Source organism: Vibrio pectenicida (genome assembly GCA_024347015.1).
Taxonomy (GTDB): Bacteria; Pseudomonadota; Gammaproteobacteria; order Enterobacterales; family Vibrionaceae; genus Vibrio; species Vibrio pectenicida.
Genome location: AP024889.1, coordinates 783,975 through 804,231 on the forward strand (window position 1 = coordinate 783,975; position 20,257 = coordinate 804,231).

18 protein-coding genes are annotated in these 20,257 nt (G+C 41.0%); 4 read left to right on the plus strand and 14 right to left on the minus strand.

Annotation, left to right across the window (positions count from 1 at the left end; genetic code table 11):
* Position 1: 1 nt before the first annotated feature.
* From ybeY to miaB, 3 genes are all read right to left on the minus strand, one after another.
* The gene (gene ybeY / locus OCV27_RS03655; RefSeq protein ID WP_125320448.1) at positions 2-466 is read right to left on the minus strand and encodes an rRNA maturation RNase YbeY; all 465 of its coding nucleotides are present in this window, start codon (positions 464-466) and stop codon (positions 2-4) included.
* Positions 463-1,560 (minus strand): PhoH family protein, encoded by a 1,098-nt coding sequence (locus OCV27_RS03660; protein ID WP_125320447.1) that lies wholly within the window; start codon positions 1,558-1,560, stop codon positions 463-465. The genes ybeY and OCV27_RS03660 overlap by 4 nt, the downstream gene beginning before the upstream one ends.
* A 105-nt stretch (positions 1,561-1,665) precedes the next feature.
* Positions 1,666-3,090 carry a tRNA (N6-isopentenyl adenosine(37)-C2)-methylthiotransferase MiaB gene (gene miaB, locus OCV27_RS03665; RefSeq protein ID WP_125320446.1) on the minus strand — a complete coding sequence of 475 codons (1,425 nt, stop codon included), beginning with the start codon at positions 3,088-3,090 and terminating at the stop codon, positions 1,666-1,668.
* 273 nt (positions 3,091-3,363) lie between these two features.
* Between miaB and OCV27_RS03670 the strand changes: the two genes are divergently transcribed.
* The gene (locus OCV27_RS03670; RefSeq protein ID WP_125320445.1) at positions 3,364-4,518 is read left to right on the plus strand and encodes a 2-octaprenyl-3-methyl-6-methoxy-1,4-benzoquinol hydroxylase; all 1,155 of its coding nucleotides are present in this window, start codon (positions 3,364-3,366) and stop codon (positions 4,516-4,518) included.
* A gap of 61 nt (positions 4,519-4,579) precedes the next feature.
* Here OCV27_RS03670 and crr read toward each other — a convergent pair whose 3' ends face one another.
* From crr to cysZ, 5 genes are all read right to left on the minus strand, one after another.
* Entirely contained in the window at positions 4,580-5,089 is a 510-nt protein-coding gene (crr, locus tag OCV27_RS03675; protein ID WP_125320444.1) for a PTS glucose transporter subunit IIA, read from the minus strand.
* Positions 5,090-5,195: 106 nt separating this feature from the next.
* Positions 5,196-6,920, minus strand: coding sequence for a phosphoenolpyruvate-protein phosphotransferase PtsI (gene ptsI / locus OCV27_RS03680; protein WP_125320443.1), 1,725 nt, complete (start codon positions 6,918-6,920; stop codon positions 5,196-5,198).
* Between the two features lie 137 nt (positions 6,921-7,057).
* A complete protein-coding gene (locus OCV27_RS03685; protein WP_114786565.1) occupies positions 7,058-7,315 on the minus strand; it encodes an HPr family phosphocarrier protein in 258 nt (85 codons plus the stop codon).
* Positions 7,316-7,615: 300 nt separating this feature from the next.
* Entirely contained in the window at positions 7,616-8,584 is a 969-nt protein-coding gene (cysK, locus tag OCV27_RS03690) for a cysteine synthase A (protein ID WP_125320442.1), read from the minus strand.
* A gap of 331 nt (positions 8,585-8,915) precedes the next feature.
* On the minus strand, positions 8,916-9,653 hold the full coding sequence (gene cysZ, locus OCV27_RS03695) for a sulfate transporter CysZ (RefSeq protein WP_125320441.1): 738 nt from the start codon (positions 9,651-9,653) through the stop codon (positions 8,916-8,918).
* 227 nt (positions 9,654-9,880) lie between these two features.
* On the opposite strand from cysZ, the gene zipA reads away from it, so the two are divergent.
* From zipA to OCV27_RS03710, 3 genes are all read left to right on the plus strand, one after another.
* Positions 9,881-10,756 carry a cell division protein ZipA gene (zipA, locus tag OCV27_RS03700; protein ID WP_125320440.1) on the plus strand — a complete coding sequence of 292 codons (876 nt, stop codon included), beginning with the start codon at positions 9,881-9,883 and terminating at the stop codon, positions 10,754-10,756.
* A 183-nt stretch (positions 10,757-10,939) separates the two neighbouring features.
* Positions 10,940-12,949, plus strand: coding sequence for an NAD-dependent DNA ligase LigA (ligA, locus tag OCV27_RS03705; RefSeq protein ID WP_125320439.1), 2,010 nt, complete (start codon positions 10,940-10,942; stop codon positions 12,947-12,949).
* Positions 12,950-13,438: 489 nt separating this feature from the next.
* Positions 13,439-14,839, plus strand: coding sequence for an OprD family porin (locus tag OCV27_RS03710; protein WP_125321887.1), 1,401 nt, complete (start codon positions 13,439-13,441; stop codon positions 14,837-14,839).
* A gap of 37 nt (positions 14,840-14,876) precedes the next feature.
* On the opposite strand, the gene OCV27_RS03715 is transcribed toward OCV27_RS03710, so the two are convergent.
* The 6 genes from OCV27_RS03715 to OCV27_RS03740 all read right to left on the minus strand — a co-directional run bounded on the left by OCV27_RS03715 (position 14,877) and on the right by OCV27_RS03740 (position 20,043).
* Positions 14,877-15,062 (minus strand): hypothetical protein, encoded by a 186-nt coding sequence (locus OCV27_RS03715; RefSeq protein WP_125321889.1) that lies wholly within the window; start codon positions 15,060-15,062, stop codon positions 14,877-14,879.
* Positions 15,063-15,340: 278 nt separating this feature from the next.
* Entirely contained in the window at positions 15,341-15,799 is a 459-nt protein-coding gene (locus OCV27_RS03720; RefSeq protein ID WP_125321891.1) for an NfeD family protein, read from the minus strand.
* Between the two features lie 8 nt (positions 15,800-15,807).
* A complete protein-coding gene (locus tag OCV27_RS03725; protein WP_125321893.1) occupies positions 15,808-16,728 on the minus strand; it encodes an SPFH domain-containing protein in 921 nt (306 codons plus the stop codon).
* 367 nt (positions 16,729-17,095) lie between these two features.
* Entirely contained in the window at positions 17,096-17,950 is an 855-nt protein-coding gene (locus OCV27_RS03730) for a co-chaperone YbbN (RefSeq protein WP_125321895.1), read from the minus strand.
* Between the two features lie 307 nt (positions 17,951-18,257).
* On the minus strand, positions 18,258-19,085 hold the full coding sequence (locus OCV27_RS03735; RefSeq protein WP_125321897.1) for an SDR family oxidoreductase: 828 nt from the start codon (positions 19,083-19,085) through the stop codon (positions 18,258-18,260).
* Positions 19,086-19,128: 43 nt separating this feature from the next.
* Positions 19,129-20,043, minus strand: coding sequence for a TIGR01777 family oxidoreductase (locus OCV27_RS03740; RefSeq protein WP_125321899.1), 915 nt, complete (start codon positions 20,041-20,043; stop codon positions 19,129-19,131).
* Positions 20,044-20,257 lie beyond the last annotated feature (214 nt).

Genomic DNA, 20,257 nt, shown 5'->3' on the forward strand with positions numbered 1-20,257 from the left:
ACTACTCTTTTTCTGCAATATACGGGTCATCAAACCCCATAGATTGCATTATTTCAGTCTCGAGAGATTCCATTTCTTCAGCATCTTTATCCTCGATATGATCATAACCTAGCAGATGCAGGCTGCCATGTACAACCATATGGGCCCAGTGTGCCGTCAAAGGTTTGGATTGTTCCTTTGCCTCTTGCTCGACAACTTGTTTGCAGATTATGAGATCACCAAGAAGATCAATCTCTATTTCCATTGGAACTTCAAAGGGAAAAGACAATACATTTGTTGGTTTGTCTTTGCCACGATATTCATGGTTCAGTTGATGACTCTCGCTCTCATCAACAATTCTCACTGTCACTTCAGCTTGTGGCTGAAACTTATCAATCGTTGACGTTAACCAAAAATGGATATCTTCAAAGCTGGGCAAACCTGTTTCTTCTTTGACTGCTAATTGAAGGTCAAGTTCGATACTCATGATGGCTTTATCTCTGGTGTTGGCGTTGATTGAGAAGGAATGGTTTCCTGAGCCTTAGCATCACGTTCTTCACGGCAACGTTTTTCGTATTCTTTACGTTCCTTTTGATCTTGTGTTTCCCATTTCTCATAAGCGTTAACAATACGAGCAACGACTGGATGACGCACTACATCGTCTGACTGAAAAAAGTTAAAGCTGATTTCGTCGACTTCATTGAGTACTTCAACAGCATGGCGTAGTCCAGATTTAGCACCACGTGGCAGGTCGATTTGTGTTACATCGCCCGTAATAACCGCTCTAGAATTAAAGCCGACACGGGTAAGGAACATTTTCATTTGTTCGACTGTGGTGTTTTGACTTTCATCTAAAATAATGAAGGCATCGTTAAGTGTACGACCCCGCATGTAAGCCAGAGGCGCTACTTCAATTACATTGCGTTCAATCAGCTTTTCGACTTTTTCAAAGCCAAGCATTTCAAATAAGGCATCATACAGAGGACGTAGATACGGGTCGACTTTCTGGCTCAAATCTCCTGGCAGGAAGCCGAGCTTTTCACCAGCCTCAACTGCAGGACGTGTTAGCAAAATACGACGAATTTCCTGACGTTCTAATGCATCGACCGCAGCGGCAACAGCAAGGTAAGTTTTACCTGTACCAGCAGGGCCGATTCCAAAAGAAATATCATGGGTAACCATATTAACCAAGTACTGAGCTTGATTTGGAGTACGAGGCTTAATGATCCCTTTTTTGGTTTTGATAATGACTTCTTTACCATGCTCAAAACTGGGTTGAGCATCTTGTTCAAGAACTCCGGTTTCTTTGATAGCAAGGTGAATCTGGTCTGGCTCTATATCAGGGAAGTTGCCATGTATAGGACTAGTGCTGACGTAAAGAGTTTTGATGATTTCTAAAGCAGCAGCAGAAGTGTGTGGCTTGCCGACTATAGTGAAAAAATTGCCTCGATAGCTAATCTCGACGCCTAAACGGCGTTCTAAGTGTTTGATATTATCATCGAAAGGGCCGCAGAGGTTTGCAAGGCGGCGATTGTCTGAAGGTTCCAGATTGATTTCTAGAGTTACAATTTTATTGCTCAAAGTTGCCTCTCATTATTGGCCATGTTTAGAGCCCGATTTCGACCGGGCCCTAATGGCTTTGTATACCTCTATCTAAGATGGTCACTTAGACGAGTATTTTCAAGCTCAAGGAGTAAAGGTTACCACTCCGAGCTCATCTTCGCGTTTTGTTTTCGCCATCATTTGAGTTGGAGAAATGACGGTTCTCAGATCCATGTCTTTCTCAGTGCGAACAATGTCCCCGCGTAATGAATTAGCGAAGACATCAGTAATATTTACATCAACAAATTGACCGATTAGATCGGCATTTCCTTCAAAATTGACCACACGGTTATTTTCTGTTCGTGCGCGAAGCTCCATTAGATTCTTTTTAGAAGGCCCTTCAACAAGTACTCGTTGTTCTGTACCAAGCATTAGACGAGAATAGCGCATTGCTTGTGCGTTGATAGTTTGTTGCAATTCGTACAGGCGATCTTTCTTTTCTTGCTCTGATAAGTCACATGGGTAATCGGCAGCGGGTGTTCCAGGGCGAGGAGAAAAAATGAAACTAAAGCTCATATCAAAATCGACATCCTTAATCAGCTTCATTGTTGCTTGGTGGTCCATAGCGGACTCACCAGGGAAACCGACGATAAAATCTGAACTGATCTGAATATCTGGGCGAGCTTTACGCAGCTTACGAATAATCGATTTATATTCGATACCTGTATGTGGACGTTTCATCATTGTTAAAATGCGATCACTGCCACTTTGCACTGGAAGATGCAAGAAGCTAACAAGCTCAGGTGTATCCTCGTAGACAGCGACAATATCATCTGTAAACTCAAGTGGGTGGCTTGTAGTAAATCGTATTCTATCAATACCATCGATAGAGGCAACAAGGCGAAGCAGTTCGGCAAAACTACAGATATCTCCTTCGTGAGTTGCACCACGGTAGGCATTCACATTTTGCCCGAGTAAGTTAACCTCTCTTACGCCTTGGTCTGCCAATTGTGCAATTTCAAACAGTACATCATCGAGTGGACGACTAACTTCTTCACCTCGAGTATAAGGTACGACACAATAAGTACAGTATTTAGAACATCCTTCCATAATCGAAACGAACGCGCTTGCCCCTTCAGCTTTAGGCTCTGGCAAACGATCAAATTTTTCAATTTCAGGAAATGAGATATCCATAACTGGCGCATCATCATTTTGAGACTGCTTGATCATTTCAGGCAAACGATGCAAGGTTTGAGGGCCAAAAATAACGTCAACAAATGGTGCGCGTTGACGAATATGATCACCTTCTTGAGTGGCGACGCATCCACCTACACCAATGACGACCCCTTGTTTTTTATCTTTTAGGTTTTTCCAACGACCTAGTTGGTGAAATACCTTCTCTTGGGCTTTTTCGCGGATGGAGCAGGTATTGAGGAGTAATACATCTGCTTCTTCTGGTTCTTCTGTTAGCTCGTAGCCATTTGTTGCATTCAGTAGATCGGCCATTTTGGATGAATCATATTCGTTCATCTGGCAGCCCCAGGTTTTAATTAGCAGTTTTTTACTCATGTTGTTCGCTCGATCGTTAGTTTAAATTAAGGGAGCAAATCGCCCAGCGTGGAACAGTGTCGCCATTTTAATTGTTCGGCTATATTTTAGCCTGTTTTTTGGCGTCAAGCGGCGTATTGTACTGCTTTCAGTACCTACTGACTAGGGGCTTAAATAAAATCATTTTTTGACCATACATAGTAGAAAGTAGACCATATGGTAGATGAGGTTTTTAGTTACATTTTTGGCAGTGAAAAAGTACAATAAAGTATCCTACTAATTAAAGTTCAAAAAATGACCAAGTTTGATGTTGCCGTTATTGGCGGTGGAATGATTGGTGCCGCCGTGGCTGTCGGGTTTGCTAAGCAAGGCAGAAGTGTTGTTGTTGTTGAGGGTAGTGCGCCTGAGCCCTTTATATCCGATCAGCCGATGGATATTAGGGTTTCTGCTATTTCACATCATTCGGTATCGATTCTCGATGAGCTAGGAGCATGGCAAAGTATTTCAGAGAAGCGAATATGCCCCTATCGTCGTTTGGAAACTTGGGAGAATCCACATTGTCGAACCCGATTCCATTCTGATTCACTGGGAATTAGCCAACTCGGCTACATAGTTGAAAACCGTCTAATACAACTCGCCCTGTGGGAGCAATTTGCTCATTACCCCAATATTTCACTTCGTTGTCCAGATAAGTTAGCAGAGCTTGATTTTGGCCAGCCTTGCGTCATTACCTTATCGTCTGGACAAAAACTGAATGCTGATATAGTGGTTGGGGCAGATGGAGCAAACTCACGTGTTCGTTCATTAGCTGGTATTGGTGTTACGGCGTGGGATTATCGTCAACATTGTATGCTTATCAATGTTGAAACAAAGTTGGCTCAACAAGATATTACATGGCAACAGTTTACCCCATCTGGGCCTCGCTCATTTTTACCTTTATGCGGTCATCAAGGGTCATTAGTGTGGTATGACTCACCTAAGCGTATTAAACAGCTGTGCTCTATGACTAATGAGCAATTACGACAAGAGATCTTAACTCATTTTCCTGAAGAATTAGGGGATATCCAAGTATTGCAGTTTGGTTCATTTCCATTAACTAGGCGACATGCTCAAAAATACTCTGGCGATGCTTGTGTGCTAGTTGGAGATTCTGCTCATACTATCAACCCTCTCGCAGGTCAGGGTGTAAACATTGGATTTAAAGATGTAGAAGCTTTACTTGAAGTGACTTCAGGGCAAGGTTTGTTTTCGCAGCAAGTGTTGAAATTATACGAGCGTAAGCGTCGTCCTGATAATCTGATGATGCAATCAGGCATGGATATTTTCTACAAAACCTTTAGCAATAATTTAGCACCTTTGAAGTTTGCTCGTAATGTTGTCATGAAAATTGCGGATAACTCAGGCCCACTTAAAAAACAGGTTTTGAAATATGCTTTGGGGTTGAAGTAATTTACGTTGTTAATAAAAACGCAGCTAAGAGCTGCGTTTTAGGCGAATTTTTAATTATTGGCTACTTAGTTACGCGTAAAACAGGCGTTTCACCAACTGAAACTGTACCAGACAGCTTGTTCAGCTCTTTGATTTCATCCATGTTTGAAATGACAACAGGAGTTAATGTTGACTTAGCTTTCTCTTCAAGAAGTGCAAGATCAAATTCAATGATTGTGTCACCTGCTTTAACTGTTTGACCTTCTTCGGCGATGCGTTTAAAGCCTTCACCTTTGAGTTCAACAGTGTCAATACCAAAGTGAACGAACAGTTCTACGCCTTCATCTGATTCTATTGAGAAAGCGTGATTGGTTTCAAAAATTTTGCCAATAGTACCGTTAACAGGAGCTACCATCTTGGTGCCAGCAGGTTTGATAGCAATACCGTCTCCGACGATTTTTTCAGCGAAAACAACATCTGGTACATCTTCAATATTTACGATTTCACCAGATAGAGGCGCAATGATTTCAATTGCATCTGCGTCAGCGCTGTCGTCAGATACTAGCTTCTTAAGTTTGTCAAACAGACCCATTGTGTCATGCTCCTAACGTTTTTGTTCAATTCTGTCGAATTATAGTATACCAATCTCTGAAGATAGACGACTATTTTTAGCCGACTATCTTATTAGTATCAGTTAATTATTGAGATTTATCTGCAATAAATTTTTCTACAGTGGCTTCAATTTCTGCAAAGGTTGGTAAAGCAAGCGCTTGTTCAGCCATAGCTTTAACCTCACTGAAGTTTGAATTACGAATGACTTTTTTCACTTTAGGGATAGATATACCACTCATTGAGAACTCATCTAACCCCATACCGAGAAGCAGTAGTGTCGCTCGTTCATCACCAGCCAGTTCGCCACACATACCTGTCCACTTTCCTTCTGCATGTGAAGCATCAATCACTTGCTTGATTACATTTAATACAGCAGGGGATAATGGGTTGTATAAGTGAGAAATCATCTCGTTACCACGATCCACTGCGAGAGTGTATTGGGTTAAGTCATTGGTACCGATTGAGAAGAAAGTTACTTCTTTGGCTAAGTGATGAGCAATAGCAGCAGCGGCTGGTGTTTCTACCATAACACCAATTTCGATGTCTTCATCGAATGCATGCCCTTCATCACGTAGCTCTACTTTGTATTCTTCGATGGCTTTTTTAAGCTCACGGATTTCTTCAACCGAGATGATCATTGGGAACATGATACGCAGTTTACCGTGTGCTGAAGCACGTAGGATACCACGTAACTGGTCACGCAGTATCTCACGGCGATCCAAGCTAATACGAACCGCACGCCAACCTAGGAAAGGGTTCATTTCCTGTGGTAAGTCCATGTATGGCAGATCTTTATCACCACCAATATCCATAGTACGAATGATGACAGCTTCGCCATTCATTGCTTCTGCAACTTCTTTGTAGGCTTGGTATTGCTCTTCTTCGGTGGGTAGAGCATCTCGGTCCATAAATAAGAACTCGGTACGATACAGGCCCACACCTTCGCCGCCATTTCGTAGAATACCATCGCAGTCTTTGACAGTACCAATGTTACCGCATACTTCTACACGGTGACCATCTAGCGTTTCAGCGTGTAGATCTTTTAGCTTAGCAAGTTCTTCTTTTTCAGCGATGAAGGCGGCTTTGACTGCTTTTGCTTCATCAAGCTCTTTTTCTGATGGATTGATAGTGATTTTGTTATTAATAGCATCGAGAATCAGAGTATCACCGTTTTTCACTTGCTTAGTGATGTTATTTGTACCTACGATAGCCGGAAGTTCAAGGGAACGAGCCATGATAGAAGTGTGTGATGTACGCCCGCCAATGTCACAGGCAAATCCTAGCACATAGTCTAGATTAATTTGTGCCGTCTCAGATGGAGTAAGATCGTAAGCAACAAGAATAACTTCTTGATTAATATCACTTAAAGATACGATGTTAATACCGAGTGCATTTTTAACAAAGCGAGAGCCAATATCACGGATATCTGTTGCACGTTCTTTCAAATATTCGTCATCGAGTGATTCAAGAGCCACAGCTTGTTCTTCGATAACTGTGTGGATAGCATTATCAGCATGCATCTTGTCATTTTTAATCAGAGCAAGGATTTCCTCTTCTAGCTCTTCATCTTCAAGAAGCATAATGTGACCTTCAAAGATCGCTTCTTTTTCTTCACCAAATGTTTCCAGCGCTTTTTGCTTAATAATCTCAAGCTGAGCCGTTGATTTATCGCGTGCTTCAAAGAAACATGCAACTTCAGTTTCGACTTGCGCATCAGTTATAGAGTTGGTGTTTAGGACAATGTCATCTTCTTGAAGGAGTAGTGCTTTACCAATAGCAATACCTGGAGATGCTAGGATGCCTGAAATCATAGCCTTACCTTAAAGTGGTCAACTTAAAAACGGGAGAAAAATGGGTGCGCTAACGATAATCTTTAGCTTATATTCGGGTTTATTTCCAACAAAGCCATTTCATTTTTACAAAATGGCTTTAGAAATGCGAGATCGGATTAGTGTAGTTGGTCCATTAGAGCAACAAGGTGATCTACAGCTTCCTGAGCTTGAGGGCCTTCTGCTGAGATGGTTACTTGAGTTCCTTTAACTAGACCCAATGTTTGTAGCTTAAATAAGCTCTTTGCACTAGCACTCTTACCATTAGAAGTCACAGTAATATCCGCATCAAAGCCTTTCGCCTCTTTTACGAATTGTGCAGCTGGACGAGTGTGAAGGCCATTTTCTGCAGTGATTTCTACTTGCTTCTCGTACATGTCTTATACCCCAAATTGATTTATATTTTGATAGATTCTTAATCAGACTCAGCTTAACCTTTAAATGAATGTCGTGACAAACACACGATGCTCAATTAGTGTCATAAGTTATCTTGATTGCAAATTTTTCAGATATGATTTCGATCTGTGCCGGATTTCATAACCGATGCTAATTCTGGCTTCTCTATTATTTTGAAGCTAAAAATAAAACTGACCCGATATTACCAAAGGTGAGTCAGGGATCAACAAAAAAGCCCCATTTAGGGGCTTTTTTCGATGAAAAATTGATTTCGTCACGTATTACTGATGATTCTCTTTTTCTGTGAAGATACCAGCAAATAGAGCTGAGCTCAAATAGCGCTCACCTGAGCTTGGTAGAACAGTGACTATGGTTTTCCCTTTAAATTCAGGTAGCTCTGATATTCTGTTTGCGGCTACGACAGCAGCCCCCGAAGAAATACCAGCTAAAATCCCTTCTTCTTCCATTAGGCGTCTTGTCATAGTGATAGCTTCTTCTGAAGTTACCTGCTCAACGCGGTCAATTAGCTCTAAATCAAGGTTACCAGGGATAAATCCAGCTCCGATACCTTGAATCTTGTGCGGTGCGGGTTGAATTTCTTCACCTGCTAGAGCTTGAGTAATTACCGGAGACTCGGCTGGTTCAACAGCGACAGAAACAATGTTTTTTCCTTTCTCAGCTTTGATATAGCGGCTTGTTCCGGTAATTGTTCCTCCGGTACCAACTCCAGCGATAAATACATCGATTTGTCCATCTGTGGCATCCCAAATTTCAGGCCCAGTGGTTTTTTCATGAATTTCAGGGTTTGCAGGGTTGTTGAATTGTTGGAGTAACAGATATTTTTCAGGTGCAGCTGCGACAATTTCTTCGGCTTTAGCAATTGCGCCTTTCATTCCTTTTGCCGCCTCAGTTAGCTCGAGATTTGCCCCTAAAGCCTTTAGTAGCTTGCGGCGTTCAAGACTCATCGACTCTGGCATTGTCAGTGTCAGTTTATAGCCACGAGCTGCCGCTACGAAGGCTAATGCAATACCAGTATTGCCGCTGGTTGGCTCGACAAGTTCTATGCCTGGGTTAAGCTTGCCTGCTTTTTCTGCTTCCCAGATCATGTTGGCACCGATGCGGCATTTAACACTAAAGCTTGGATTTCGAGCCTCTATTTTTGCCAAAACCTTACCTTTACTCACTTTATTGAGACGGACCAGAGGCGTGTTTCCTATGGTAAGAGAGTTATCTTCGTAGATTTTGCTCATGTTGTGATCCTTCGTTTGTTGAGTGCTTATTGGGCTGTGAAAATTATCGTGGTAATAAGCGATATAGCTGGTTCGTTAAAAACTGTATGGATAGAAGAGTAGGCTAGCAACAAAACCTAGAGAAGGATTAAAAAGTTATAACTTATTAGAATGAGATGAAGTGCATGTTATTTAACACACGAGTGCTGTCTTTCGAACTAAAATTAATAGCAAAGGTCAACATGTTTAAAACCCCCGATGTGCATTTTAAACATGTTGACCTTTGAATCGATGTTAATTGAGCGAATTGTTCGGTTCTATAGAGCGATGGAACATATCCATAATCAATAGCCTATCGTTTAAACTCTGTTACCCAAATCGCTGTTGCACCGCATACAGCAACAGGCATAACAATGAGATTTAATACAGGTATGGTGGTAAAAATAGCCACTAACCCGCCAAAGCTGTATGCTTTAGTTTGCTTTTGCTTCAAATTGCTACGCATTTCGTTAAAAGAGACTTTGTGGTTATCGAACGGATAATCACAATATTGAATAGCCAACATCCAAGAAGCAAAGGCAAACCAAAGAATAGGTCCTAGTGTTTGACCTAATCCCGGAATCAATAGCAAAAGAAATAGGCCAAGAGCTTTTGGCAAAACATAAACCAGTTTTCGCCATTCTCTGGCAAGAATTCTCGGTGTGTCTTTTACAACAGCCAGTATACTATCATCATTGACTTTTTGACCGGTGAGATATTCTTCTACTTTCTCTGCCAGTAGGCCATTGAAGGGGGCAGCGACAAAATTTGCCAATGTACTAAAAAAATAAGAAAAAGTTGCGAGTATGGTCACTACTAATATTGGCCATAGTATATAACTTAACCAAGAGAGGAAATTTGGTAATTGCCCCATTAGCTGCTCAATCCAAGTATCTAAATGAGTAAACAGGTAGAGTAAGGCTCCGCCAATGAGCAGAATATTAGCAATTAGGGGAAGGATTACGAACTGACGTATCCCAGGTGTTACAGCGAGCTCTAAGCCGTAAAAGAAGTAACCGAAGCCGGAGCGATGTTGTGTTTTTGAATTCATAAGTTTTGTCTAAGTAATTAAGTTTTGTCTGAGTAATGATGTAAAAATGAACGCTTTCTATCATAACAAGAAAAAAGCGTGTTCAAAATCACAACATTGTATGAACTTCTCACATTAAGCTGTTCTAAAACAGGTGTGAGTTTTGATAGAGTTAGTTAGAGAAGGTTTAATAAGGCTCGATAAGTTCGTTCACGAACTAAATGTATCGATTAATTTGAGAGTGAAACATGCAGGAATTGCGATTTGTACTCATAATCGTCGGAGCGATAGCGATTGCAGCGTTATTGTTTCACGGCTTATGGACAAGCAAAAAAGAAGTTAAAGCTAAGTTTGGCAGTAGGCCACTTCGTAAGTTAGATGTGAACAAAAGCAAAGGCATTGAGCCCGAGCACGAAGTTGCGCCGGAAGACGATTTTGAAATTATTCGTAAGGAGCGTAAAGAGCCAGACTTTATGCAAGACAATATCGTCGCTGATCCTCTGATTGACGGCTATCCTGAACCAGAAGCAGATCAGCCTTTTGTCTCAAATTCTGAGATGAAAGTGGCAGATGTGGGTATGGATGACCTTTTAGTCTCCACGGCGTCGGTTGATGAGATTGATCCTTTTGTTAGTCAAACTCAGCACTCAGTTGCCAATGAACCTGAAGATGAACCTGAAAAGCTTGCTTCATCACAACAGAATATGCAGGTTATTGTACTTAATGTTCATTGTGCAGGTGCAGAACCTCTAGTTGGAACTAAGTTGTTTGACAGTATGCAGCAAAATGGTTTGTTATACGGTGAAATGGATATCTTCCATCGTCATTCTGACTTGTCTGGAACGGGTAATGTACTGTTTAGTGTCGCAAATATGATGCAACCTGGTACACTTGCCCATACCGATCCTGCTGAGTTTAACACTAAAGGTATTTCATTTTTTATGACCTTACCTTGCTACGGTGATCCTGAGCAAAATTTTAAATTGATGCTCAAAACTGCTCAGCAAATTGCGGATGATCTCGGTGCCAATGTACTTGATGATGGACGTAACTTGATGACGCCTAATCGTTTAGATGCGTATCGATCCCAGATTAAGGAATTCAAGACTTTACAAAGTGCCTGAATAAGAGAATATTCCCTCCAAGGCTCCGAATGTCGGAGCCTTTCTTTTTCGAGTTGCGGTTAAATATCTGAATTTAGAATTACAGTAACTTGAGTGATGTGCCAATCTCATTTAACCTGCTGCGAATGAATTGCTGATTTTCAGCATTATAGAAGTTACTAACTGTTTAAAATAGAGTGAGTTATGCCTCAAGATATTCAAGAAACGCTCAATCAATTGCGTGAGATGCTGCATTACCATGGTGTGAAATATTACGTTGAAGATCATCCAGAGATCCCGGATGCAGAATATGATCGCCTGATGCGTGAATTGTTAGAGCTTGAGGCCAAACACCCTCAATTAATGAGCTTAGATTCACCTAGCCAGCGGGTGGGAGGACACCCACTTGATGGCTTTCAATCTGTTAAGCATGAGATAGCAATGCTATCTCTTGATAATGCTTTTGATGATAGTGAATTGGATGCTTTCTATATGCGCATATTAGATCGCCTCTCTTTCTCAGATTTATCTCATTTCTGTTGTGAACCCAAGCTAGATGGATTAGCCGTTAGTCTATTGTATGAAGACGGTATATTGGTCCAAGCGGCTACTCGCGGTGATGGCTCCACAGGCGAAAATATTACAGAGAATGTCCGTACCATTAAATCAATACCATTGAAGTTAAGTGGCCGAGATTGGCCTCAACGTATAGAAGTCAGAGGTGAAGTATTTATGCCTAAACTCGGCTTTGAAAAATTGAATCAGCATGCACTTAAGAAGGGAGAAAAAGTATTTGTTAACCCTCGTAATGCAGCCGCTGGTAGCTTGCGCCAACTCGATTCACGCATCACTGCAACACGGCCTCTGAGCTTTTACGCATACAGTGTTGGTGTTATTGAGGGGGGAATATTGTCGCAAAGTCATTATCAACGTTTTCTTCAATTGAAAGAATGGGGATTACCAATGTGTCCTGAGACTCGTCATGTTTTAACCCTTTCAGAAGTTAAAGCATACTATCAAGATATTTTGGTTCGTAGAGATGAATTAGCCTTTGAAATCGATGGTGTAGTAATCAAAGTTGATGATATCGCTTTGCAAGAGCAATTAGGCTTTGTTGCTCGTGCCCCTCGTTGGGCTATTGCTTATAAGTTCCCCGCTCAGGAAGAAGTCACTTTACTTAATGATGTCGAGTTTCAGGTTGGCCGGACGGGGGCAATTACCCCTGTAGCCAAGCTTGAACCAGTATTTGTCGGTGGTGTTACTGTCAGCAACGCGACCTTGCATAATGCAGATGAAATTGCACGTCTTAAAGTCAAAATTGGCGATAGCGTTATTGTTCGCCGTGCTGGAGATGTGATCCCGCAAATAGTGTCCTTTATTGAAGAACGCCGCCCTGATGATGCACGAGAAATTATTTTTCCACTACATTGCCCAGTTTGCCATTCTCAAATTGAACGAGTCGCAGGAGAAGCAGTGGCAAGATGTTCGGGAGGTTTATTCTGTCAAGCTCAAAGGAAAGAGGCCTTGAAGCATTTTGTATCGCGTAAGGCTTTGGATGTTGATGGATTAGGCGAGAAAGTAATTGAGCAGCTTGTAGACCGTGAGATGGTTACGACGCCCGCTGACTTATTTAAGTTATCAGCTGGAGTGATCACTGTACTTGATCGAATGGGGCCCAAATCGGCACAAAATGTAGTTGATGCACTTAATAAGGCGAAATCGACGACTTTAGCTCGCTTCCTATATTCGCTTGGTATTCGTGAAGTAGGCGAAGCGACAGCAGCAAATCTTGCCCAGCACTTTAAAACTCTTGCCAAGATCAAAGTAGCGGTACATGAGCAACTTATTGAGGTATCAGATATTGGCAGTATCGTTGCTAGCCATATCATTGCTTTCTTTGCTCAGGAGAAAAATCAGCAAGTGATTGAAGATCTGATTGCTCAAGGGATTACTTGGCCTGATATTGACGATCAAAAGCAGGATGTTCCCCAGCCTCTTATGGGTAAGGTTGTCGTATTAACGGGCTCTTTATCCCAGCTATCTCGTGATAACGCCAAAGCCGCTTTACAAAGTCTTGGAGCAAAGGTAACTGGAAGCGTTAGTAAGAAAACTGATATTTTGTTTGCTGGTGAAAATGCAGGTTCCAAATTGGCTAAAGCGCAGGAGTTGGGCGTTGAAATTAAAACCGAGCAAGACCTTATTGATTTAATATAAGCTCCACTATTAGCTCGAAACCACCTCAATCAGGTGGTTTTTTTTTGTCGAAAAATATTGATGAATTTATTTGTTGCTAAAACAAGAAATAATGCAGTGATCAAAATCTAATTACGATAAAAGTGATCAACATTATGGATCTTATGCGATCAGAATCCCAGTTAAGTCATTAAGATGTTTTTTTAAATCTTTGTTTTTAAATTATTAAAAATTTTAATTGATGTTTTTGTATTGGTTTTTTGAATAAAGTCACGATGTTGAAAAAAGTTTGTATCAGGTCATGTTTCTTCATTTAAAGGCTAATTTCTAATTGATATTTTTCGTTGCAAAGTTAGTCTTGATCGTGGATACATTGGGTTAAAAACCTAATGATAAAGTAAAAAGTTATTCTCTCTTTCTCACTTTTTACACAAGGAAACAGTTCTCCCTTCGGCGGCCAACTTAAGGTGAGAGCATAAAAACAGCTATATCCACTTTTAGGAGTTTTCCATGGACAAATTTTTTAAATTGTCATCAATAACATTAGCTATATTAGTTACAGCGAGCCCAGCCTTAGCCTCCTCAGAAAGTGCTGCTGGTGATCAGTACGTTGAAGCCGTTGACGAGTTTATGCAAGACTCGACACTCAATGCATTATTTGTTGTTGATACTCGTTCTAGAACGCGTACAACAGGCAAGCCCGGCGGAGAAAATGGCGATCGATGGAGCCGTTTAAACTACTCTGCCTATAACGCGATATTGGACTTTTCTTCTGGCTATCATGAAGGGTGGCTTGGTGCTGATATTGCTGCTTATTACTCTGATGACCTCTACAATGAAAGCTTGAAAGGGGATGATGGTTATTTATGTAATGAGATTTCAACCTGCTCTAATTTAGATTGGGGGGCAGGGGAAGGCGATCAGCTTAAAATATATAAAGCGGCGCTAAAATTTAAATCCGGTGAGGACTTTAACGCTCGATTCGGTATGCTGCAATCTGGTGGCAATGGGACTGTTGGAAATGTTTGGAGTTTTGTACCGGGAACTTATCGTGGTTTTGAGCTCAACGGAAAAATTGGTGAATATAACCTGAGTTACTTTGGCGCTGACCAATTTACTGCTCCTTGGCTATTGCACGAGGATGATTACGCGCCTGCACTTTGGTCTGATACGTCTTGGAGCTACCTCCATTCACTTGGGCTCAATGGTCAGTTGACAGAAAGTCTATATTTCCAGCTAGGTATTGGTCAGGCAACAGGTGTGAAGTATGCTGATAATGTTGATTGGAGTGCCAATCAAGTGACAAGTTATACGGACAAAAATGATAATTCTTCTTATAAGGCTTACCTAAAGTATCAACACAGTGAGAATACAGTACTGGCTGCTGATTTTTATGGTGTTAATGATGATGTTAAATATGATGGTTTAGGCTATCACGCAGGGCTTTCCTTACAACAATCTTTAGGGCAATTTTCTTGGATGTCTGAATTGCGTTATACGGATACAGATAATCGAGCCGATTTTGTACCACGAACTATCCACACCTATGGCATGACGAATGGAACTTGGTCGCAATATTGGGACTCATTATCTGATTGGAATAAAGCTGGTGAGATCGCATGGTATAACCGCCTCTCATACGATCAGGGCAATGGCTGGAATTATTATCTAGGATTGGGCTATGGTACTGGGGCGGATTCTGTCGCCAGCGGGGCATCGGGTGATTGGGATTATGAAAGTGAATATGCCGTTAACGCGACAGTGTCATACTCACTTCAAAGTGGTTCATTGAAGGGTACGACAATTCGCTTGCATGGTACAATGCTTGAGCGCGATGAATATTCTGGTGCCAATGATGCTGATGAAACCGATATTCGCTTCCAAGTTTTGATCCCATACGGTTTTATTTAATGATGTAGCCTTAAAAAAGGAGCAATTCAGCTCCTCTTTAAGTGGTCTTTGGCTTTCCATTAAACATTTTACAGTATAAAGGGGGGAGTAACTGGACTTGACCTGTTTTTAATTCACACTTTATTTCTGCGCTTAATGTCCTTCCACCTTGAGCTCCGCTGGCTTGTAGGTTAAATGAGATGATAGTTACAACAGGCAGTAGTAGTGTCAGTTTCGCTTTCATTCTATCCTCGCTCCATAGTCGAGTTCTAGGGGAATAAAGGTGTGATTAAATTGTCTAAATAACTATGCAATACATGCCTTGCTGATGAGTTTTACATTAGTCATTTAGTGATAAGTATGTAAGCGAAATGATTAATATCAAGCTAAATAGAGTTTTTTAGATAATTGGTTACGATAGGTGATGGAGATGAATCTAGAGGAGGGCGCCAGTATGCCTCCCCTAAATTATTGATTGATCTGAAACATGAAATTATTGTGACAATCAATTTCATGTTTGAATTACGTGAGCTTTTTCTCTTCTATAGTTAGAATTATGCCATTTACTTGGGTAACTTCTACTAATGCCCCTGCTGCTATTGGATGGTCAGTTTGTGCAGACCATGTGCTGTCGCCGACTTTTATTCGATGACGTCCTGGTGCAATGTCCTCTTCAATAACAACTGTCTGCCCTATCATTTGTTTTTGCTTTTGATTTAAATCTCTGTGTTCATCATCACAAACGTCTTGGTTAAATTGTTTTCGCCACCAGAGCCAAGATGTTACTAGTGAAAATACTGCAAAAGCTATCCATTGAAATTGCCAGCTAATTGGTAGTAAAGATAAAATCAATCCGATGAGTAAAGCAGATATACCCAGCCATAAAAAGTACCCAGCAGTACCAAATAGTTCCATGGCCAGTAGAGCGAGTCCAAATGCTAGCCAGTGCCAGTGGTTAATAGAATCAAGTAATTCGAGCAAGTGAACCTCTATTTATTTTGTTCAGGTTGTTTGAACATCTCGGCAATGCCTGCAACCGAACCCATTAGACCAGATGCCTCAAGTGGTAGCATAATGATTTTGCCATTTTCCGCCTGACCTATACTACGCAATGCGTCAGTATAGCCCTGAGCAATGAAGTAATTTATTGCTTGCATATCACCTTTGGCAATGGCTTCTGATACCATAGTCGTAGCGCGAGCTTCCGCTTCTGCAGCGCGCTCTCTCGCTTCTGCTTGCAATATGGCCGCTTGTTTATCACCTTCCGCTTTGAGTATTTCAGACTGCTTATGACCTTCTGCTCTGAGAATTTCTGCTTGGCGGATCCCTTCTGCTTCTAGGACCTCGGCCCGTTTATTTCGTTCAGCTTTCATTTGCGCATTCATAGCCGCCGTGAGGTCTGCTGGGGGCTGTACATCCTTGATTTCAATTCGTGTGACTTTAACACCCCAAGGGTTAGTTGCTTCATCGACAATGGAAAGCAATTTACTATTAATCATGTCGCGTTGGCTGAGCATTTCATCTAGCTCCATCGAGCCTAATACTGTTCTGATGTTGGTAAGCGTCAAATTACGAATCGCATGTTGTAGATCATTGACTTCATAGGCAGCTTGAGGAGCGTTAACAACTTGGACAAAGCAAACCGCATCAATCGTTACATTTGCGTTGTCTTTTGAGATTACCTCTTGAGCGGGGATATCAAGGACACGCTCCATCATGTTGATCTTTTGACCTATTTTATCAATGAACGGAATAATGAGGTTTAGTCCTGGTTTGAGTGTATGAGTATAGCGACCGAACCGTTCGACAGTCCAATGATTACCCTGAGGAACAGTTTTTACCCCTGCGATAATAAAAGCAATGACGACAATTAGTAACACCCCGATAGTGACAAGTGAGTCAATAGTCATGTGTAATCCTTGTTTAATTTATTATGCTGATTGTTGCTTAGATTGGCGTTGAATACAATGATAGAAATGCAAGATAATTACATATTTCATGCTTTATCAGCAGGGAAGGAAAAATGTCGAAGATGGATATAGTATCAGTGTGCCTATATACATAGAGAGCATTGATAAGTATTTGATAAAAATGTAATAGTAGAAATTAAGAAAGAAAAGCAAATAAGAATAAGTTATCAGTTTATCTCAAAAATTGTCGCTATTCTTTGGCGCCTAGGAGAATAAGGATTATTTTATCATCTGAATGATTGATGCTAATTTGACTATTTTGACAAAGAAAAAGCTGATATTTGGTCAGCTTTTTCTTGTGTAAGAGTTAATAAAGTCGCGAGTAAAGCTTGCGTCTATATTGGGATGCAATGGGATTGGTTTGTCCGAGAGCAGCAAGGATGTCCATGAAGTGCTTCTTTATTTCCCCATCTAGAACATTTAAGTCAGTACTTAAGAATTGCCAAAGAATATCTAGAGCTTCTTGGTCTCGATTAACTTGATGGTAACTTAATGCCAATTCTGCAGCGAGCTTTGCATTTGTTGAATCTGTTTCAAATTTCTGTTCAAGTGACTGAATCTCTGGACTATTTGAGGATTGTTCATGTAGTTCCAGCTTGGCTACTAACCCTTTATAGTAGTTGTCTTGATATTCCAACGGAATGTTATCTAACAAGACTTTCGCCTGTTCAAAATTTTGTATTTCTATTAGACATTCTGCCATCGCTAGCTTTACATCACCTTTCTGTTTGAATTCGTCTGGTAATGCTTGAAGTAAAGTCAGAGCTTGACTGTGCTCGGCTTGTTGAATGAATTCCATTGCTTGTTTGATATCAAGTTCATCTTGACTGGGTAAATGATTTGCCAGCATAGCTTGGATTACGTGAAGTTCTTGTGGTCCGCCAAGGCCATCGACAGGCTGACCATTAACAAACAATGCGATGGTAGGTAATGCTTGAACGCCAAACTGACTGGCGATCATTTGTTCTTGCTCGCAGTTTAAAAGTGCTAGAGTAAAGGCCCCGTTATACTGTTGCGCTAATTCTTGTAATTGCGGAATGATCTGAGTACTTTCTTGGCTCATAGGTGCCCAGAAGTGAATAAGCACCGGAGTTTGCATTGAGCCTTCAAGTACTTGACGAAAATTTTGTTCGTTCAGTTCGACGATAAAGGGGGAGTGCATTGGCGGGTTCCTTGCAAAAATTGATATATCATAGACATATGGGCGGATCTGGGCAATATCAAGTCAGCGACTCGTGCATCTTGCTCCAATGTAAAAGCGCCGCTGAAACAGCGGTACTTTTGTTGCCAAATGCAATCGGGTTTGATTATAAGATTATAAACAAGGTTAACGTAACACCCACACTTAGCCAGTTTAATTGGTTTAATGTCATGTATTGTACCGAATGTAACGCTTTTATAAGGCCACAGAGTGTGGCTACAGTGGTTACTGTATCGTTTCATTATTACGATTAGATGACATCTTATATTTAAGACGCACGCAGTAACATTCGATCTAATACTCGACTTGATAATAAGCGCTTAAGTATTGCAAATACTTTGGTTGGTGTTGTTACCCGATAACGAATTTTTGGCCGTTTAGCTTCCAATGCATGGATTAGGGGCATTACACAAGATTCTGGCGCCAGCACGAAACGATTATTTGAAGTGTCATTACCAAGTTCATTCAAGCGTTTTTCATAATCTTTATTATGAACGCTTGATTGAGTATTGATCCATTTAACAAACGCTTTTTGAGCATTTTTTCTAAACTGCGTTTCAATAGGCCCAGGTTCGATTAAGCTTATGTGAATGTTGCTATTGGCAAGTTCTAAGCGCAGTGTATCTGTCCATCCCTCTAAAGCAAATTTAGATGCGTTATATGCCCCTCGGTAGGCCATAGCAGCAAAGCCTAGTATGGAGCTATTTTGAATTATTCGTCCATGACCTTGTTTACGCATCACAGGTAAAATCTGTTTTACAAGGTGGTGCCAACCGAAAAAATTGGTTTCAAATTGTTCTCTTAGCGCCTGTGTGGGAAGATCTTCCAAGGCACCTGGCTGTCCATAGGCTCCGTTATTAAATAGAGCGTCAAGTTCTCCGCTGGTTATTTCAAGTGTTTTTTTAACGGCATGGTCAATACTGTCACTATCTCTCAAATCAAGTTGAATACAGGTTAGGCCTTCATTTTGTAACCGTTTAACATCATCAGAATGCCTGCATGACGCGATGACTTGATAGCCTAGTTGATGCAGTTCGTGGGCACAGGTGTACCCTATGCCGGAAGAGCAGCCTGTAATAAGAATCGATTTTTTCATGAGTTCTTGTATTGGATAGATTTTAGATTGTTAGCATACAAGATTAATCTTGGTGTTGTAATATATTTTTCATAGCAGGCTCTATACGGGAATAGCTGAAACGAAAACCAAGTTCGGTGAGCTTTTTGGGTTTGGCTCTTAAGCTGTCAAATAGTAGTACAGCGCTTTCACCCATAGCTAAGCGAAGGGCCCACTTTGGAGTAAATAACAAATGTGGTCTTCTTAGTGATTTGGCTAGTGTTTGGCTAAACTGTTTATTGCTGACTGGGTGGGGAGCACACAAATTAAATTGTCCTTGTGCATGTTCCGTTTCTAGCAAGTAAACAATAGCACGAACCATATCGAGCAGATGTATCCATGGTATATACTGATTACCATTGCCAATAGGCCCACCTAAACCGAGTTTATATGGTAATAACATTTTCTTTAATGCCCCACCACTGCACCCTAGAACAACCCCAGTTCGTAAAATACAGACACGGGTAGAATCGGTACGAGCGCAGTTAGCAATTTCTTCCCATTTAGCACATACCTGATGAGGAAAACCATGGTGATGAACGTGTAAACCTTCATCGAATGGGTGCTCTTGCTGATCACCATAATAGCCAACTGCAGAGCCGCTAATAAAAACACTTGGTGGGGAAGTACTTGCATGAATAAGGTCGACAATTTTTTCAGTGATCTGCCAACGACTATTGCATATTGCATCTTTTTGCTTTTTACTCCAACGTTTGTCTGCTATCGGTTCACCAGCTAGGTTGACTACAGCATCGAATTCATTGAGATCATGCAAGCTATCTAATTCTGATATGTAGGTAATGTTGCCAATATCAGCATGGCTGATGGTATTTCTCGCTTTTTGTGGAGAGCGTGTAAGAAGGACAATGTCATAGGTGGTGAAATGTTTTAACAATTCTCTACCGATAAAACCTGTGCCACCAGTTAGCAGTACTTTCATTAATATCTCCTCTATCCTCCTAAAATGCTATTTTAATTAATATATTAAAATGGCAATTCTAGTAATTATAGCGAGTTAGCTGCATTTAGGATCACTGATTGTTTAAAACTAACGATTATCACAAATTTAACATTTTGTTACTTTTGTTGCCTACCGCGCTATTTGAGTCACACTCCTACTATTATCCCTTTGCCATTATAAATAGCAGATAAAT

What these genes read in the sequence shown, in the direction of transcription:
- ybeY (WP_125320448.1), bottom strand. Translation starts at nt 466, where the DNA reads ATGAGTATCGAACTTGACCTTCAATTAGCAGTCAAAGAAGAAACAGGT.
- miaB (WP_125320446.1), bottom strand. Translation starts at nt 3,090, where the DNA reads ATGAGTAAAAAACTGCTAATTAAAACCTGGGGCTGCCAGATGAACGAA.
- OCV27_RS03670 (WP_125320445.1), top strand. Translation starts at nt 3,364, where the DNA reads ATGACCAAGTTTGATGTTGCCGTTATTGGCGGTGGAATGATTGGTGCC.
- crr (WP_125320444.1), bottom strand. Translation starts at nt 5,089, where the DNA reads ATGGGTCTGTTTGACAAACTTAAGAAGCTAGTATCTGACGACAGCGCT.
- ptsI (WP_125320443.1), bottom strand. Translation starts at nt 6,920, where the DNA reads ATGATTTCAGGCATCCTAGCATCTCCAGGTATTGCTATTGGTAAAGCA.
- OCV27_RS03685 (WP_114786565.1), bottom strand. Translation starts at nt 7,315, where the DNA reads ATGTACGAGAAGCAAGTAGAAATCACTGCAGAAAATGGCCTTCACACT.
- cysK (WP_125320442.1), bottom strand. Translation starts at nt 8,584, where the DNA reads ATGAGCAAAATCTACGAAGATAACTCTCTTACCATAGGAAACACGCCT.
- cysZ (WP_125320441.1), bottom strand. Translation starts at nt 9,653, where the DNA reads ATGAATTCAAAAACACAACATCGCTCCGGCTTCGGTTACTTCTTTTAC.
- zipA (WP_125320440.1), top strand. Translation starts at nt 9,881, where the DNA reads ATGCAGGAATTGCGATTTGTACTCATAATCGTCGGAGCGATAGCGATT.
- ligA (WP_125320439.1), top strand. Translation starts at nt 10,940, where the DNA reads ATGCCTCAAGATATTCAAGAAACGCTCAATCAATTGCGTGAGATGCTG.
- OCV27_RS03710 (WP_125321887.1), top strand. Translation starts at nt 13,439, where the DNA reads ATGGACAAATTTTTTAAATTGTCATCAATAACATTAGCTATATTAGTT.
- OCV27_RS03715 (WP_125321889.1), bottom strand. Translation starts at nt 15,062, where the DNA reads ATGAAAGCGAAACTGACACTACTACTGCCTGTTGTAACTATCATCTCA.
- OCV27_RS03725 (WP_125321893.1), bottom strand. Translation starts at nt 16,728, where the DNA reads ATGACTATTGACTCACTTGTCACTATCGGGGTGTTACTAATTGTCGTC.
- OCV27_RS03730 (WP_125321895.1), bottom strand. Translation starts at nt 17,950, where the DNA reads ATGCACTCCCCCTTTATCGTCGAACTGAACGAACAAAATTTTCGTCAA.
- OCV27_RS03735 (WP_125321897.1), bottom strand. Translation starts at nt 19,085, where the DNA reads ATGAAAAAATCGATTCTTATTACAGGCTGCTCTTCCGGCATAGGGTAC.
- OCV27_RS03740 (WP_125321899.1), bottom strand. Translation starts at nt 20,043, where the DNA reads ATGAAAGTACTGCTAACTGGTGGCACAGGTTTTATCGGTAGAGAATTG.